The sequence below is a fragment of the Acidobacteriota bacterium genome (assembly GCA_016196065.1).
In the GTDB taxonomy this organism is placed as follows: domain Bacteria; phylum Acidobacteriota; class Terriglobia; order Terriglobales; family Acidobacteriaceae; genus Acidiflorens.
Window position 1 is genome coordinate 782,565 of record JACPYL010000012.1, and the last position, 16,542, is coordinate 799,106.

The window sequence follows — 16,542 nt, forward strand, 5'->3', positions numbered from 1 at the left end:
TGAAACTTACGCCCGCGCCGCCACAGCCTCTGGTGCCGACACAGACGACTCTTTCTTAACTTCTTCCGGCTTGCCACCCGCTTTGCGGATGTCGATACCGCCCTTGAAGAAGGCGCCGTCTTCAATCGAGATTCTGGCTGCGACGACGTCGCCGGTGAGCGAACCGTCGCTGCGGATATCGACGCGATCACTGGCGGTCAGATTGCCGCGGACTTTGCCCAGGACAACGATTTCACGCGCGTTGATGTTGGCTGCGACCACGCCATTGCGGCCGACCGTGACGCGATTGCCGGAGAGGTTGATCGAACCTTCGACCCGGCCATCAATATAAAGTGATTCGGACCCGGTAACTTCGCCTTTGATCACAAGGGACTTGCCGATCGTCGCCTGGTCAGAAGTGGTGGTGGTCACCGGACGCGCGGGCGCAGCGGGTTCGCTGGTTACGGGCGCGGTCGGTGTAGACATCGTCGGACGTTCCGGCTCCGCCGGTCGGCCAGGCGTTCCAGGTTGATTGGTAGGCTTCCACATTGTGCTCAGATTCCTTTCCTTAATGAGGAATTTCAGATACGTCGCCGCACTTCGGCTGCCAAATGCGATTGTACTCCGGACTTTCCGCGCCAGACTGTGGAAATCCAGTATTTACTAGGTCTTTTCGTGGTTCCCCCCATTGCAACCCCGGTTTCAAGCGGGCAGAAGTCATCGAAAGCGTGTAACCCCTTCCCGGCTCGGCGGTAAATGTTCTATCGCGATAGTATGAAGAGAGCCGCACAAGGGATCCCACCTTGGTGCGGATTCTGGGGAGATTTTATGAGCACTCTGACCGCTTCTTTTGGCCGACCCCTGCCCGGTGAATTCAATCCTTACTACGACAAATACGTTTCTCTAGTGCCCTCTGGCGACATCGTTGGCTTGTTGGAACAGCAGGCGCCAGAAACTGTGGCTCTGTTCAAGTCTTTGAGCGCGAAAGCGCACTTCCGTTATGCTGCGGGCAAATGGAGTGTCAAAGAGATGCTTGGGCACCTCAACGACACCGAGCGGATCATGGCCTATCGCGCGCTGCGGATCGCCCGCGGGGACAAGACACCGTTGGCAGGGTTCGAGCAGGACGACTATGTCCGCGACGGCAACTTTAGCCAGCGGACGCTGGCCGATCTGTTGGACGAATTTCTAACCGTTCGCCAGGCAACGGTGGCGCTGTTCCGGCATGTCGATGCCGAAGGCGGCGCCCGTAAGGGTGTGGCCAACAATTCTCCAGCCAGCGTCCGCGCACTGGCCTACATCATCGCAGGGCACGAATTGCATCACCGGAAAGTGCTGAGTGAGAAATATTTGTGAGGAAGGTGCCAGGTCTTAGGTGTCAGGTGTCAGGCACAGAACCGAACTGGTACCTGAGTCTTGAAGCAACGATGTCGCGACATCTGACCAACAGTTCCAATTCCCGCGACCTGACACCTAACACCTAGCACCTAAGACCTGAACCTTGATGCTCTCTGACGCTTTCATTCTTCGTCACATCGATCGCCAGTCTAAGAAGATGGCGACGTACAAACAATTGCTGCGCGAACTCGGCGTGAAGGGTGACGAACGCCGGGAGTTGGCCGACCGGCTTCGCATTCTGGTAAAGAGAGGCGCACTTCTGGAGATCGATTCGGGCCGCTACTCCCTGCCGAAGGCTTCTCCGACCACCAATCGCAACATGTTCGTGGGACGTCTGAGCATGCATCGCGATGGTTTTGGTTTCGTCATTCCGGAAGCGGCCACGCTCGATCCCAGTTTGAAATCTCGTCTCAGTGGCGATGTGTTCATTCCTCCGAATGCCGCCGGATCGTCAATGCACGGCGACCGGGTATTAGTCGAGATCACGGCTTTTCGTCCCGAGGGACGGGCCGAGGGGCGTGTCGTTCGCTCCGTGGTGCGCGCGCATCCGACGCTGGTGGGAGTGTTTCACTACGGAAATCGCGGCAACTACGTTACCCCGCTGGATGGAAAAGTTGGGCAGCAGATCGTGATTCCACCGCGGATGGAAAAACCTCAAACGGCAACCACGGGGGCCACGGAGGACACGGGGAAAAGCGCACAGGGGAAGGCGAAACCAGTAGCGCAACATCGTGTGGTGGGCAAAGAGGCCGCGCAGCATGCGGACTGGCGGGATCTCGAGGGAGTGATCGTCGATGTCGAGATTACGGAGTGGCCCTCGGCGACGCAGAATCCGCGCGGACGCGTGATCGAGATCCTCGGAGAAGAAAATGATTTCGGCGTCGATGTCGAGATCATGATCCGAAAATTTCATCTGCCACACCGTTTTCCTCCGGCAGTGATTGAAGAGGCGCAGGCGATCAGTCCGGTGATTCCCGAAGCGGAGCTGAAGCGGCGTCGCGACTATCGCGACCTGCCGATCGTGACGATCGACGGCGAAACTGCCCGCGACTTTGACGACGCCGTTCATGTCCGCCTCCTCGAAAACGGCAACTATGAACTGCAAGTTCACATCGCGGACGTCGCACAGTACGTCACGCCCGATGCGCCGCTCGATCAAGAAGCCCGCCTGCGAGGTACCAGCGTTTATTTTCCTGACCGTGCCGTACCGATGTTGCCGCTCGAACTCTCGACTGACATTTGCAGCCTGCGACCGCAAGTCGACCGGCTGGTCTTGTCCTGCACGATGGAAATGGATCATCAAGGCGAAGTGCTGGGTTACGAGGTCAACGAAGGAGTGATCCGCTCCGTTGAACGCATGACGTACACGGCAGTGAATGCGGTGATCGAAGGTGATGCGGCTACGCGAGAACGTTATGCGCCGCTGGTCGAGAATTTCGAACGGATGCGTGACCTCGCGATGATCCTGAACCGGAAGCGGCAGCGTCGCGGATCCATCGACTTCGATCTGCCCGAAGCGGTTATCGAATTCGACGAACATGGATTGATGAAGAGCATCACGCGTTCGGAGCGGAACATCGCGCACCGGCTCATCGAAGAATTCATGCTCTCTGCCAATGAAAGCGTCGCGCACTATCTCGAAAATAAACGCATTGCATCGCTTTACCGCATCCACGACAAGCCGGATGCCAAGCGGGTCTATGACTTTGAGGTGATTGCGTCCACGTTTGGATACTCGTTAGGCGTAGGCGCTCTGCCGATTCATCGCGTGCAGATGAAGACCGACCGCCGTTCCGCCCATGGCACCGGAAAGGGCGCGCGCGAAATTGAGGTGCCAAAGGAAGTCCACATCACGCCGCGCATGTATCAGAAGCTGTCCGCCAAAATCGCTGGTACGCCGGAGGAACGCATTCTCAGCTTTCTCATGCTTCGCTCGCTGAAGCAGGCGCGGTATTCGGAGGAGAATCACGGACACTTCGCCTTGGCGGCTCCGACCTATACGCATTTCACGTCGCCGATCCGGCGCTATCCGGACCTGATCGTGCACCGTATTTTGAAAGACGTCCTGCGCGAGTCTGCCGAAAAAATGGATGGAGACGTGCCGGTTGGTGTTGCCACGGGAACGCACGAATTTAGTCGTGGCGGGGATCATACAAAAAAGCGTGAGCCTTCAGCCCCCGACAATTCGCGGGCGGGGGCGCCCGCGCCACAGCAACCTTCTCCGTGGTCAAAGCGGCGAGATCATGCTGCTCATCAAGCGGAACTGGAGCCACTCGGCGGGCCGATTGCGATCGAAGAACTGCATAGTATCGCGGAAGAATCGAGCACCACCGAGCGTCGCGCCGATGAAGCGGAACGGGAACTGATGGAGTGGAAGAAAGTAAAGTTCATGGAGTCCCGCGTTGGCGAGGACTTCGACGGCCTCATTATCAGCGTCACCAAGTACGGCTTCTTCGTGGAACTCACTGACCTTTTTGTGGAGGGGCTCGTCCCGCTGGATTCTCTGGCTGACGACCGTTACACTTTTCACGAAAATACCCGCCAGATTATCGGACAACGCAGCCGCAGGACGTACAGCATGGGCGACCGGGTACGAGTCCTGCTGGATCGAATCGATCCGGTGGAAAAGAAACTGCAGTTTGCGGTGTTCGAGGAGCTGCGTCCGCCATCGCGCCGGCGAAAGTGAAAAGGGACGATACGAAGTTGCAGGCAGAGAGGGCGTCCATCCCGCCAACCTGTCACTCTAATTTGTGATGGAAATCACGCAATACTGTGTGAAATAACCCATTTCACCTGTTTCTGAAGCTGATTGCAATGCTTCTACATACCTACCTGCTGCCTGAAACTCTTTTATTTAGTTCGGGTTACATCAGATTCGCCCTGGTTCTAGAAGGATGGCCTCCGGTTTGCCGTTACATAGGTGTAAGGTGGCGCGAATGGGCCACCGAAAGGGGAGGAATCTTCATGGCGGCGACATTGGCTGGGGTGGCTCCGGTTTCACTGACAGACTTCCATCGGGCGGTTCATGCGCATGCCATTACCCCCTACGGTTTGACCGTTGCGGACAATTGCGTGAGCAGCGCACTGCGCGCTCAGCATTCGTCGTCTGTGCTCTCCCAAGCCACGCTGGAAGGTCTAGACCGCATCGCCCATCCGACCACCCACCCGGCGGAATCGGTGATTCTCGTGGAAGGCCAGACACCGCGCGGAGTTTTTGTCCTGTGCCAGGGCCGCGTGAAGTTGATGAGCACCAACCGCGACGGCAAGACTTTCATCATGAAGATTGCCCAGCCCGGAGAAATCCTGGGACTGCACGCCGTGGTCACCGGCGGCACGCAGGAACTGACAGTGGAAACTCTGCAACCCTGCCAACTGGCGTTTATCAGCCGTGCCGATTTTCTTCTGTTCATCAAGCAGCATGGCGACGCCTGCCTGCATATCGCCGAGCAACTGAGCAGCGATTGCCACTCTGCCTATGAAGTGATTCGTTCGATTGGGCTATCGCAGTCCGTGAAAGAAAAACTCGCACGACTGTTGCTGCACTGGTCCGAAGACGGACACATGAACGAAGGCACCATGCGGCTCACCCTCGCCCTTACTCATGAAGAAGTAGCGCAACTGATTGGAACCAGTCGCGAGACCGTGACCCGCATCCTGGGCGAACTGAAACGGCAGCGCGTAGTGGAATTGAAGGGCGCCACGTTGTTGATCAAGAACATGGCAGCGCTGGAACGGTTGGCGCAGGCATAACAGGGTTCATCACTGCTTTAGCTGCGCCTGATGACCAGGCTCGCAACTATCTTCGACGAGTCTCAGCGAACTACAACTCCACCGTGAATCTCAATGATGGGCCGTCGAATGATGATCCGCCCAGCTTCGTCCTGATAGTAGTAGTGGGGACGTCCCTGATAGGTGTAGGCCCGGCAACCATATTTCTTGGCCTGGCCGGGAGGCAGCCCGCAATTCTTCCAGCCTGTTTTCTGCCCGCGGCTCCATCCGGGAGGACGCCCGTCGCGGTCATAGCTGCGATATTCGTAACCGTCCCGGTGTTCCCAGCCTTGATCGTTGTCATCATCGCGATCGGCGTGTTTGTTCCCGTGTTTGTGTTTGTGGCCTTTGTCGTCTTTATCGGCCAACACCGACGGTGCTCCGAAACCTAGTGCGGCAATCAATGTGAGAATCGCCAACAATCGTTTGCTCATGAGTCCTCGCGTCTTCATCGCAGTTGCCTTTCAAGGCATATCTTACCGTTAAGGGCCGCGCAAGTGCTCATTACCTACGTACGCCATAGGATGCAAGGATTGGGCATTGGGGAATGACGCCCGAGGTGCTGGTAGAATTGCCCTTCACTATTCTTGGCGCCTGCCTGGGAAGTACGCTCCATGTCCAGCAATTCCATGCCAACCGCACGTACGCGAGTCGTGCGTGAACCGGATCGCGCAGTTTATGACCGCGATGCCGTCAACCAACTTCTCGACGAGGGATTCCTCTGTCATGTCGGCTTCGTAGTCGACGGCCAGCCTTTCGTGATCCCAACCTCCTATGGGCGAGATGGTAACGTCCTCTACATTCACGGCTCCGCTGCAAGCCGCATGCTCCGGAATTTGAGCCAGGGAATCCGCGTCTGTATCACGGTCACACTCTTGGATGGACTGGTGCTGGCGCGTTCGATCTTCAATCATTCGATGAACTACCGCTCGGTCGTAATTCTCGGCACGGCGACGCTGGTGGATGATCCGGAAGAAAAGCTCAAGGCCCTGCGCGTTTTGACCGAGCACATCATTCCCCACAGGTGGGACGATTCTCGCCAGCCCAACGAGAAAGAGTTGAAGGCCACTTCGGCTTTGCGGGTACCGATTGAAGAATTCTCCGCAAAGGTTCGCAAGGGTCCGGCGATTGACGATGAGCCGGACTACTCCTTCCCCACGTGGGCCGGAGTCATTCCGCTCGATACGACCGTTGGGACGCCCATTCGTGACGAACGGTGTGAACTGGAATTGCCGGAGTATCTGCGGAAGTATTCGCGCAAGAAGGGCTGAGACGCGGTCAGATAAGAGCATTAAGTCAAAGGCAGCGGGGGGGCGCCCGCTCCACACTAGCAACATGAATTCGACGGTTCAGAAAATCACGGCGCAGGTTGACTCACTGCAGAGTGAAATGACCGCGTTCCTCGCGCGCCTGGTGCAGTTTGCCAGTCTTCCGGGCAGGGAACAGGCGGCGCAACATTTTTATGCCGACAAGCTGCGGGCCCTCGGTTGTTCGCCTCAGATCCTGACGTCGAAGCGCGAAGAACTGGAATCGCATCCTGCATTTTGTGATGACCTGGTTCCTTTCAACGACCGCCTGAATGTGGTGGGACGCTGGAGCGCGACTCCCAACAGCGAAAATAGAGGGCGGTCCCTGATCCTCAACGGCCACATGGATGTTGTTCCTACAGGCCATGAATCGTTGTGGTCGGCCTCGCCCTGGAGCGGCTCCGTAATAGACGGCAAGCTTTATGGACGCGGCTCCTGCGATATGAAAGCCGGACTTACAGCAAACGCGTTCGCTGTGCAGGCGCTGCAGAATCTGGGATTTCGTCCCGCGGGCGACGTGTTGCTCGAAAGCGTAATCGGCGAAGAGAGTGGCGGGGTCGGTACGCTCACGACCATCGTCAAGGGATTCAAGGCTGATGCGGCGATCATTACGGAGCCGACTTGCCTCCATGCATGTCCGGTGCAATCCGGTGCGCTGACCTTCCGCCTGAAAGTCGCAGGACGCGCCATTCACGCGTGCATGAAACCGCATGGTGTGAGTGCGATTGAAAAGTTCTATCCCTTGCTGCAGGCCGTGCAGGAATTGGAGCGCCGGCGGCACGTGGAGTACAAGAATGCTCTGTATCCGGATCCGAATAACATTGCGCCCGTAAACTTCGGCACGATTCACGGAGGCGATTGGCCTTCTACCGTGCCCGATGAGGTGGTGATCGAAGGCCGGTTCGGAGTTCTGCCCGGCGAATCAACCGCTGACGCAAGAAAGGCGCTGACGACCGCCCTCGATCGCGCCGTGGCAGCGGACGAATGGATGAAGATGCATCCCCCGCAACTCGAATGGTTCGAAGGACAATTCGAATCCGGACAGACACCGCTGACCGATCCGATTGTCGAGTCGTTGCAACAATGCCACGCCGAAGTACTCGGCAAGCCAACGGTGCTGCAAGGTGTCACTTACGGATCCGATCTTCGATTGTTCACGAACCACGGCCATGTGCCGGCCGTTCTCTACGGACCGGGCAACATCGAGCAGGCGCATACCGTCGATGAGTGGGTCGATTTGCAGGAAGTATTTTCCGCAGCCAAAGTGCTGGCCACCATCATCACGCAGTGGTGTGGCGGAGAATTTGTCTAGGCGTCTGGTACGCCTTCGTTATCCGGACGCGAATCAGCCAGAAGATCATCAAGAGCAGCGCCAGGGCAGGCGGCACAAACCATATCTTCAGTCCGCGCAATGCAACGGGGAATACTTTTTGTTGTCCGAGAAAAAAGGACCCTGCTGCAATGAATAACGCGAACAACATGCGCCAAAGGTGACGCGCAACCCGCTGAGTGCCAAAAATGCCGCCACGGGCGAGCATGCGAACGTCTCCCACGATGCACAGCAAAACCACGAAACCCCAAATAAAATACAACGGCGGTGGATATCCTTCTTTTAGTCTAGTCGGGCTATACAGGGCTTCGAAGCCAAACGTCAGCACCACGCCTTCGAACACTGCGGCAACCAGGAGAGCGGCCCAATCAAGAAGTTTCGTTTCGCCGTTCTTGTCGCCCCGGCTGGCGGCCGACCATCCGGTAGCAACCAGGTAGAACGTGATCACGCCGCCCAGAACATTCCCTAACTGGGATCTCATCAACGCCAGGTACGCGCCGCTGCCGGACATGGTCAACATGGCGATGGCGAATACTCTCCCGGCCATGCCGTGCCTTGGGGAGCCTTTGCGGAGAGACATGGCTGCGGTGCCGGCGAGTAAGCCTGTGATTCCGGCGCTAATGTGCAGTAGTACTAAAGGTGACCAGCGCATGTTTCTCCGCACTTCGTGAACTGTGCACGTTTCTCAGATCGGCCCCTGCGAACGTCGTAAGCGGGCTGCTGCGACTAGAAATAGCGCGGTCAATGCAAGGCCGATCCACATGCCCGGCTTCAATAATGTTTGCACGGGATCGATATACAACATTGCGGAAGCGGATGAGGCTTTTTCCCCTCCGGCGCCAAGGATCCGGTTTCCCACCACGTCCACGATATGTCGTGTGTTGAATGCAATCTTTTCAATTGTGCCGATCGCAAACAGAGGCAAGGCTGCCCACAGGAATGGTGACCTTCGAGACCAAGCCGAGACCAGCAGCAACCACCCATAGACCGGCGCATACCATAATCCATGACCCAACAGCAGGTGATAGAACTCCATCAACGTCATCTGCGCCAGTGCAACGTGAGACCACAGCATTCCCACACCCTGGCCACTCCCCAGCAGCACCATGGTATGCAGCAGCATGATCATCCATTGCGTCACGATGGTGATGACGAAAGTGATGAGCGGGAGAACAAACACCGGAATCGCCGCCTTGGAGAGTACGGTGGTGAGATCGGACACCGGCAGCGATTTCCAGAACAGGATGCTGCGGTCGCGCCGCTCGCCATGGAGCGCCCCGAGACTGTAGAAAATCGCGACCACGAACGTGGCGCCCATGATGAGAAGTGCTGCGAACATGTACGCCTGCTCGATCGCGTCATGCTGCATTGCCGGGCTCATTTCCGCCCCCCCGCGCACATTCGCCAGGAAACGTGGCAAGCCGATGAGCGCGCCAATGAGAACAATGCCTGCCGCGGCCAGGGGAGCGAGAAAGATGGAGCGGTTCTCCCACAACTCCCGCTTCACCGACCAGAGGATAAGTCGACTCACAGGGAAAGCAGCGCGAGAGGCGGACATCGCGTTCGATTGAGGATTCATAGTATTCATCGGGCGGCTCCTTGCGGCTGCACTTGCTCCTGATTGCCAATGACCGCGACGAACAGGTCGGCGATGCTGGGCGTGTGCGCCTCACCCAGGCTGGCAAGTTGCTGACGATCCACATTGAGTTTGGAATCCGGCTTCAGATCGAAAAGCAGGATGCTGCGACCAATGGTCTTGCGCTCGTTGATTGGCTTGAGCGCCCGTGCGGCAGCGATCTGGTCTGGATTTATGGTCACTTCTACGTAGCGCGTTTCCAGTTCTTCCATGCTGCAGTTGAATACGATGCGGCCGCGGTCGATGAACATGAGGTCGGTGAGGACGTTCTGCACTTCCTCCACCTGATGCGTGGTCAGGAGAATGGTGCGGCTGCCATCGAAGTAATCGTTCAGCAGAGAATCGTAAAACTGCTTCCGGTACAGGATGTCGAGTCCCAAGGTCGGCTCGTCCAGCACCAGCAATTTCGCGTCGATCGCCATCACCAGCGCGAGGTGGAGTTGCGCCACCATTCCCTTGGATAACTCCCGGACCTTGCGGTCACGGCCGATGGTGGTCTTCGCCAGAAAACTTTCTGCCTTGGCGCGATCGAATCGCGGATGTACTCCGGCAACGTAGTCGAGAGTCTGCGAGACCTTGATCCAACGCGGCAGGACGGCGACATCGGAAATGAAGCAGACATCGAGCATGAGCTGATCGCGTTCCGTCCAGGGATCGTGTCCGAGCACTTTCAACTCTCCCTGATAAGGAGTGAGCCCGAGAATCGCGTTGAGCGCAGTCGTCTTGCCGGCGCCGTTGGGGCCGATGAGCCCGAGGATGCGGCCCTCCTCGACGCGTAAATCGACGCCGTCGAGCGCGACCGTTGTGCCGAAGACCTTGCGAAGACCGCGTGCTTCTATGCATGCCATGGTGTCAGCGCTTCTCCTCGGAGGGATTTGACTTGTTGTCCTTGGACTTGTCCTCGGCCGGGGATGACTTATCGGTGGCGGCCAGAAGTTCTTCCGCTTTCAGGCCCAGTCGCTGAATGGTAGCGTGGACCCTGGGCCATTCTTCGCCAAGAAACTTTTGGCGTTCGCCCTGCAGTAACAGGTTGCGCGCGCCGGAATTGATGAACATGCCAAGACCTCGCCTGCTCTCGACCAGACCGTCGTCGACCAGTTGCTGATAGCCCTTCAGAACCGTGAGCGGATTGACGCGATACTCGGCGGCGACGTTGCGCACAGAAGGAAGTGGATCTCCTTCCTTGAGCACGCCGTCGAGGATCATCGCGACCACGCGGTCGCGAAGCTGGCGGTAAATCGGTTGACTGTCGTTCCAATCACGGTCCATCCTGAGTCCCAATAATCCTTTTCCCTAAGTAGTGCAGTCTAACTAACCGCCGGCGATGGAGCTGCGAATTCCAGTGCCGGTGGTTTGGCACCCTTGATGACGAGCCACAGCATAAGCGCCATCTCCCCGAAGAGCGCGGGCTGGGAGAACATGAATACGTTCCCGTAATACTGCGGCAACAGCAATCCGATGAAACTCAAGATCACGTAGGCCAAGCCGTTGAAGACCAGCCAAACTCCCAAAAAGCGCGGCATGATGCGCGACCGGTAAATGAGGATCGCCAACGGAATCAGCCATACGCCCCAAAGAATCTCCGCAGCTGTCACTTGATGGTCATGCAGGCGCAGGAACAGCATGACCAGCGCGTCCCGCTGAGGCTTTTCGAATGCAGACAAGAAACCGGTGCCGCGCACGATCATCAGGGCACCTGCGTCGCTCACCACGTTAACAAAGTAAAGTAGGGAGGGCATCACGCCGCCAAAGATTACAACCTGCACAGCGAGGCCGTGATCCACTCCCTTGAACAACCGGTAAAAGGCCAGGGCGAGGAAAATCAGGACGACCGCGCCAATCAGGTCGCTGACCATCCCGAAACGGAAGAGCCACTCGTGAGCCGCAATGTTGTTCACGGTTGCCGCAGCATCTTCGTGGACGAACAGCTTGTTGGGAATATAGATGAGGCGCAGTGGCCCGAGCAGGACGAGGAGAAGGTACCAGAGTCCAGCGACTCTCCCTGGATTGTAGGTTGCGCTCAAGTTTCCCTCCCTCGTTCCCTGAATATCGGGTCAAGATAGCCGTTCCACTCATTCCGCAGAGATACTCTATCGTTATTTCGCGCGCTGCAAGTCGAAGTGCGCATGGATCGGCTTGTCACCCGGCATCATGTACGTCCAGTCTTCCAGGTGGTGATCGGCGTCGATGTAGGTGAACACGGCGTGATGCATGTGTCCAAACTTGGTGCCGCCGGAGACGTCGACTAATTCGAATTCCACTTTCTTGTTGTCCGGGGACATCGTGCCAACCATGTGCGGACGGTTGCCCGCGTCACAGTAGTGGATCAGGTTGAGTTTGTCGCCTTCCACGTAAAGCATGGTGACCGGATGATCGAACTTGGCCGGATCCAACGGCGTGTTAGCTTCCTGAAGTTCGTGCACTACGGCGTTTCCTCTGGACGTCACACGCAGCGAAACATGAAGCGGCTTCCCGCCACTCATCGACGGCATTTCCGGAACTGCCACGGGGCCTTCCCACTCTCCGGCGAAGGTCTTCATCTGCTCGAATGATTTTTGCGCTTCGGACGGAGCCGGTTTGTCAGCCTTGTGCATGTCGGACTGCGCGAAGGCCAAGATCGAGAGTGACAGCAGCGCGGCAGGTAGGGTACAGCGAAGGAATTTCATATGTGATTCTCCTGAAGAGTTCAATTTGCTTTTGGAGCCAGGCTTCACGACTGCAGTCCGCAACAAACGACCTTGCTCAGTACGATTGGCATCCAGCACTGGTATAGTTAACTACAACACTATATATGCTGTCAATGATTTTCTTTGATGGCGGGTATCCTAAAGAAGACAAAGGAATTTCCTTGAAGTGAGCGTGAGATGGATTTCGGGATCTAACGGGAATGGGTGGAGTCTGTAACCTGTTTGTGCGCTGGCAGCGGGTCTAGTTTGGGATAAGGAGCAATTTTCCAGTCGTCTTGCGGCCTTCCAGATCGCGGTGAGCCTGCGCGGCCTGTTCCAGCGGATAGACATGCTCGATCCGCAACTTGAGCTTTCCGGCGCGAATCATCGAGAAGACGGATCCGGCTCGCAGCTGCAGTTCTTTCTGCGTCGCGATGTAGTTGCCGAGCGAAGGGCGAGTGAGGAATAAGGATCCCTTTTGGGTCAGCACAATCGGATCGAACGGGGGCACCGCTCCGCTGGAACCTCCGTAGAGCGCCATCATCCCGCGCGGCCGAAGAATGTTGAGGCCCTTCTCGAACGTGGTCTTGCCCACTGAGTCGTAAACGACGTCTACGCCTTTGCCATTGGTGAGCCGCTTGGTTTCGGCCTCGAAATCGGCTTCCTTGTAAAGGATGGTCTCGTCCGCACCGGCGGCATGGGCGAGTGTAGCTTTCTCTTCGGTCGAAACCGTTGCGATGACACGGGCGCCGATATTGTGTGCCATTTGCACCAGCAGCAATCCCACGCCTCCGGCGGCAGCATGGACGAATGCGGTCTCACCTTTCTTCAGCGGATAAGTGTCGTGTGCCAGATAATGCGCCGTCATCCCCTGCAACATCGCGGCTGCAGCTTCGCGGTCGGTGACATCGTCGGGAACTTTGACCAGGCGGTCGGCGGGCACGGCAATGTATTCCGCGTAGGCTCCCATCGCGGTCGCGAAGGCCACGCGATCGCCTTTTGCAAATCCGTACGCATCGGGACCTACGGCGGTGACAACTCCGGCAGCCTCTTGCCCGGCAACGAAGGGTACGGGTGCTTTGTAACGTCCTTCGCGATAGTAGACGTCAATAAAATTGACGCCCGCCGCCAGGACGTTCACCACCACCTCGTTCGTGCGCGGCTGAGGAACGGGCAAATCCACCAGTTCCATCGCCTCTGGACCGCCGACTTGTTTGACTTGAATGGCTTTCATGGGATCTCGCATCTCAAATATATAACGATCGATCGAATGAGATTGAGGCCGCCGCGCTCACTCGCAGGTTGGGACGGGAGTCGGGCTTGCGAACGGCCAAGGACGAGCGGCGAAGGACGTGTTATTTCACGACGCGCCTCTCTTGCCACGGCCAGTGTGCCTGGGGTAATATCCCGGCCCTGGTAACGAAAGTAACCGGTGGAAGGCTCTGTCGTAGCATTGACCCAACGAATTTCTGGATAGTACCATCTCAACAGTCAGGGGCCAGGAAGAGTCCCAAGTTTTTGGGTAAGTTTCTGAGAATATGAGACTTCAAACCTATCGGTCTCTGGCGATCGCGATGGCTGCTTTGGCGGCCAATATCGCCTGTCAATCAGCTCAGAAGCAGACTTTCTTTCCGCCCGTTGAAGCGCAAGCGCCCGCTCTGAAGGCGACCAAAGCTCCAGCCCCCGCGCCCGCGCCAAGTCCAGAAGAGCCCAAGCCAGTAGCCGCCGCTCCCGAACCGCCAAGCAAGGCGCAACCTGCTGCTGCCGATGCAGCCGCGGAGCTGATTGCGCGCGTGGAGAAGGAATATCAGGCTGGGCAGGAAAGCTATAAGAAAGGCAATCTGGAAGCGGCCAAAAAGAGTTTTGACGCTGCGGTCAACCTGCTTCTGAATGCCAGCGACAACCTGCGATCGGACGACCGCCTCGATCGCGAACTGGATCGCGTCATGGAAGGCATCAACGGACTCGATCTGCTGGCGGCGCAGGACGGCGAAGGTCCGCAGCAAAAGCAGGAGCCGGCTCCCATCGACGAAGCCAACGAGCAGACGCCGACGGTCGACGCCAGTGTTAAGGCAAAAGCGGAAGCGGAAGTGAAATCCACCCACTCCGATCTGCCGCTGATGATGACCGATCAGGTGGCTGGATTCATCAACTTCTTCTCCAATCGCGGACGCGGAACGCTGGAACGTGCCTTAGCTCGCTCCGGACGTTACGAGGAAATGATCCGAAGGATTCTCAAGCAGGAAGGCGTGCCGCAGGATCTGATTTACCTTGCACAGGCGGAATCCGGTTTTCATTCGCTCGCGGTTTCGCGCGCTGGCGCTCGCGGTATGTGGCAATTCATGGGCAGCCGCGCCAAGGGCTACGGGCTGCAACGCAACTTCTGGGTCGATGAGCGTCAGGATCCCGAGAAAGCGACGCGTGCCGCTGCTCACCATCTTAAAGACCTGTACGCGCAGTTTGGGGACTGGTATTTGGCAATGGCGGCCTACAACTCCGGTCCAGGCAGGGTACAGAGCGCCGTAAAGCGTACGGGCTACGCCGACTTCTGGGAACTCTATCGCCGCGACGTGCTGCCCAAGGAAACGCGGAACTATGTTCCGATCATTCTGGCTGTCACCATCATGGCGAAGAATCCAGAGCAGTACGGACTCGACGACGTGAATCGCGACCAGCCAATTCCCTATGACACGGTGAAGATCGACTATCCGATTGACCTGCGTCTGCTTGCCCAGTGCGTCAATGCAACTCCCGCCGAGTTGCAGGAACTGAATCCGAGCCTGTTGCGCCTGAGCACTCCGAAAGACGGCACGTTCGATTTACATCTTCCAGTCGGAACAAAGAAGAATTTCGAGGCCGCGGTCGCGGCGATTCCGGCGGACAAGCGTCTCTGGTGGCGCTATCACGACGTGAAGGACGGCGACACTCTGGCATCGCTGGCGCGTACCTATCACACGACTTCCAGAGCGATCTCGGAAGCCAATAAGCTCGACGATGATTCGCTGGAGTCTCAGACTCGCCTCGTCATCCCAATCGTTGCCGGCAAATTCAGCGATACCGGAACGTACGCCCACCGCATCACGCGCTACAAGGTACACAAGGGCGACACGGTGGAAACCGTCGCCGAAAACTTTGCCGTACCTGTGAAGATGGTTCGAAGCTGGAATCGCCTGAAAGGGAACAGCCTGGCAGGGCGAAAAGTGCTCTATCTGCACCTGCCCGTCACTCCGGGCGTTGCCGATACGCACGTGGCGACGACGCACTCCAGGCGCTCTCGAAAGAAGACGACGGATGCCAAGGTGTCCCCACCGAGCGGTGTGGTGCATCACAGAGTGAAGAGCGGCGAAACCCTCTACTCGATCGCAAGTTCCTACAACACGACCGTCGCTGCCCTGCAACGGAATAACCGCAATACTTCGTCGCTGCGTCCGGGAATGATCCTGGTCGTGCGGGCAGCACGTTAAGACCTCTTTACCCCATCAGCATCCCACCATTCACATTCAGCACGTGCCCCGTAATGTAGGACGCTTCATCTGACGCGAGAAAGCTCACTGCATTTGCAATGTCGTCGGCCGCGCCGACGCGTCCGAGCGGGATCATCTTGACGGCAGTCTGCTTGAATTCCTCGCTGAGGCCGGCGGTCATGCTGGTCTCGATGAAACCGGGTGCGACTGCATTGCAAGTGATGTTGCGCGATGCCACTTCGCGAGCCATCGCCATGGTCAGGCCGATCAGACCGGCTTTCGATGCTGCGTAGTTCGCCTGTCCGGCCTGGCCCATCTGCCCAAAGATGCTGGTGATATTGATAATTCGTCCCCAGCGCTGTTTGAGCATGGAGCCGATGACTTGCTGGATGCAGAGATACGCCGAAGTCAGGTTGGTGTTGAGGACGGAATCCCAATCGGCGCGCTTCATGCGCATCACCAGTTGGTCGCGGGTGATGCCGGCGTTGTTCACGAGGATGTCGATCTTGCCAAATTGTCCCATGGCCGCTTTGATTCCGGATTTGATTTGCTCTTCGTCGGCAACGTCGATGACGAAGGCGGCAGCGCGGCCGCCGGATGCAGTGATTTGCGCGACCACTTCGTCGAGTTTCTGCTGATTGCGCGCGGCCAATGCCACGGTTGCGCCCTGCCTGGCGAGGGCCAGCGCGCAGGCGTGCCCGATTCCCTGGGACGCTCCAGTGACCAGCGCGACTTTCCCTTCGAGTTTCATGGGAGCTCCTTCTCGAAAGGCGAATTATAAATGCGCGGAGGTGCTTCGCACGGCAGAAGCCTGATTTGACTGCGCTTGCGCCGCCCGTTCCCGTTCGGAACAATCGCGAAGGTCTGCTGAGTCACGATGCGACCCAACGCAGAGAGTCCCGGAGGGGCAACTGAGACTAGCCCGGCGTTTTCAACGCCGGGGTGGGGCTTTCAATTGTCCGTTCGGGACGTTTGCCTGCCAGCTTGAGAATTG

16 protein-coding genes are annotated in these 16,542 nt (G+C 57.5%); 6 read left to right on the forward strand and 10 right to left on the reverse strand.

From position 1 onward, the window contains the following. Positions 1–6 precede the first annotated feature (6 nt). Positions 7–528, reverse strand: a complete 522-nt coding sequence (locus tag HY010_15635) for a polymer-forming cytoskeletal protein (protein ID MBI3477164.1) — start codon at positions 526–528, stop codon at positions 7–9. A gap of 279 nt (positions 529–807) precedes the next feature. Between HY010_15635 and HY010_15640 the strand changes: the two genes are divergently transcribed. The 3 genes from HY010_15640 to HY010_15650 all read left to right on the forward strand — a co-directional run bounded on the left by HY010_15640 (position 808) and on the right by HY010_15650 (position 5,127). Continuing rightward, the gene (locus HY010_15640; GenBank protein ID MBI3477165.1) at positions 808–1,335 is read left to right on the forward strand and encodes a DinB family protein; all 528 of its coding nucleotides are present in this window, start codon (positions 808–810) and stop codon (positions 1,333–1,335) included. Between the two features lie 148 nt (positions 1,336–1,483). After that, a complete protein-coding gene (locus tag HY010_15645) occupies positions 1,484–4,063 on the forward strand; it encodes a VacB/RNase II family 3'-5' exoribonuclease (protein ID MBI3477166.1) in 2,580 nt (859 codons plus the stop codon). Positions 4,064–4,341: 278 nt separating this feature from the next. After that, entirely contained in the window at positions 4,342–5,127 is a 786-nt protein-coding gene (locus HY010_15650; GenBank protein MBI3477167.1) for a Crp/Fnr family transcriptional regulator, read from the forward strand. Positions 5,128–5,189: 62 nt separating this feature from the next. Here HY010_15650 and HY010_15655 read toward each other — a convergent pair whose 3' ends face one another. Further along, positions 5,190–5,579 carry a hypothetical protein gene (locus HY010_15655; protein ID MBI3477168.1) on the reverse strand — a complete coding sequence of 130 codons (390 nt, stop codon included), beginning with the start codon at positions 5,577–5,579 and terminating at the stop codon, positions 5,190–5,192. Positions 5,580–5,759: 180 nt separating this feature from the next. Here HY010_15655 and HY010_15660 point away from each other — a divergent pair, with 180 nt between their 5' ends. Together HY010_15660 and HY010_15665 are read left to right on the forward strand one after the other, a co-directional pair. Then, positions 5,760–6,416, forward strand: coding sequence for a pyridoxamine 5'-phosphate oxidase family protein (locus HY010_15660; protein ID MBI3477169.1), 657 nt, complete (start codon positions 5,760–5,762; stop codon positions 6,414–6,416). A gap of 64 nt (positions 6,417–6,480) precedes the next feature. Beyond that, entirely contained in the window at positions 6,481–7,764 is a 1,284-nt protein-coding gene (locus HY010_15665) for an ArgE/DapE family deacylase (protein ID MBI3477170.1), read from the forward strand. On the opposite strand, the gene HY010_15670 is transcribed toward HY010_15665, so the two are convergent. From HY010_15670 to HY010_15700, 7 genes are all read right to left on the reverse strand, one after another. After that, positions 7,733–8,434: a hypothetical protein gene (locus HY010_15670; GenBank protein MBI3477171.1), complete on the reverse strand. Its 702-nt coding sequence runs from the start codon at positions 8,432–8,434 to the stop codon at positions 7,733–7,735. The two genes, HY010_15665 and HY010_15670, sit on opposite strands and share 32 nt — an antisense overlap. A gap of 33 nt (positions 8,435–8,467) precedes the next feature. Beyond that, a complete protein-coding gene (locus HY010_15675; GenBank protein MBI3477172.1) occupies positions 8,468–9,361 on the reverse strand; it encodes an ABC transporter permease in 894 nt (297 codons plus the stop codon). 5 nt (positions 9,362–9,366) lie between these two features. Beyond that, entirely contained in the window at positions 9,367–10,266 is a 900-nt protein-coding gene (locus HY010_15680; protein MBI3477173.1) for an ABC transporter ATP-binding protein, read from the reverse strand. 4 nt (positions 10,267–10,270) lie between these two features. After that, positions 10,271–10,687 carry a GntR family transcriptional regulator gene (locus HY010_15685; protein MBI3477174.1) on the reverse strand — a complete coding sequence of 139 codons (417 nt, stop codon included), beginning with the start codon at positions 10,685–10,687 and terminating at the stop codon, positions 10,271–10,273. 38 nt (positions 10,688–10,725) lie between these two features. After that, a complete protein-coding gene (locus tag HY010_15690) occupies positions 10,726–11,442 on the reverse strand; it encodes a DUF4386 domain-containing protein (protein ID MBI3477175.1) in 717 nt (238 codons plus the stop codon). A 72-nt stretch (positions 11,443–11,514) separates the two neighbouring features. Continuing rightward, a complete protein-coding gene (locus tag HY010_15695; protein MBI3477176.1) occupies positions 11,515–12,051 on the reverse strand; it encodes a hypothetical protein in 537 nt (178 codons plus the stop codon). A gap of 295 nt (positions 12,052–12,346) precedes the next feature. Further along, complete coding sequence (locus HY010_15700) at positions 12,347–13,318, reverse strand: quinone oxidoreductase (GenBank protein ID MBI3477177.1); 972 nt, start codon at positions 13,316–13,318, stop codon at positions 12,347–12,349. A 304-nt stretch (positions 13,319–13,622) separates the two neighbouring features. Here HY010_15700 and HY010_15705 point away from each other — a divergent pair, with 304 nt between their 5' ends. Beyond that, on the forward strand, positions 13,623–15,548 hold the full coding sequence (locus HY010_15705) for a transglycosylase SLT domain-containing protein (GenBank protein MBI3477178.1): 1,926 nt from the start codon (positions 13,623–13,625) through the stop codon (positions 15,546–15,548). Positions 15,549–15,555: 7 nt separating this feature from the next. On the opposite strand, the gene fabG is transcribed toward HY010_15705, so the two are convergent. Continuing rightward, entirely contained in the window at positions 15,556–16,299 is a 744-nt protein-coding gene (gene fabG, locus HY010_15710; GenBank protein ID MBI3477179.1) for a 3-oxoacyl-[acyl-carrier-protein] reductase, read from the reverse strand. Between the last annotated feature and the right edge of the window lie 243 nt (positions 16,300–16,542).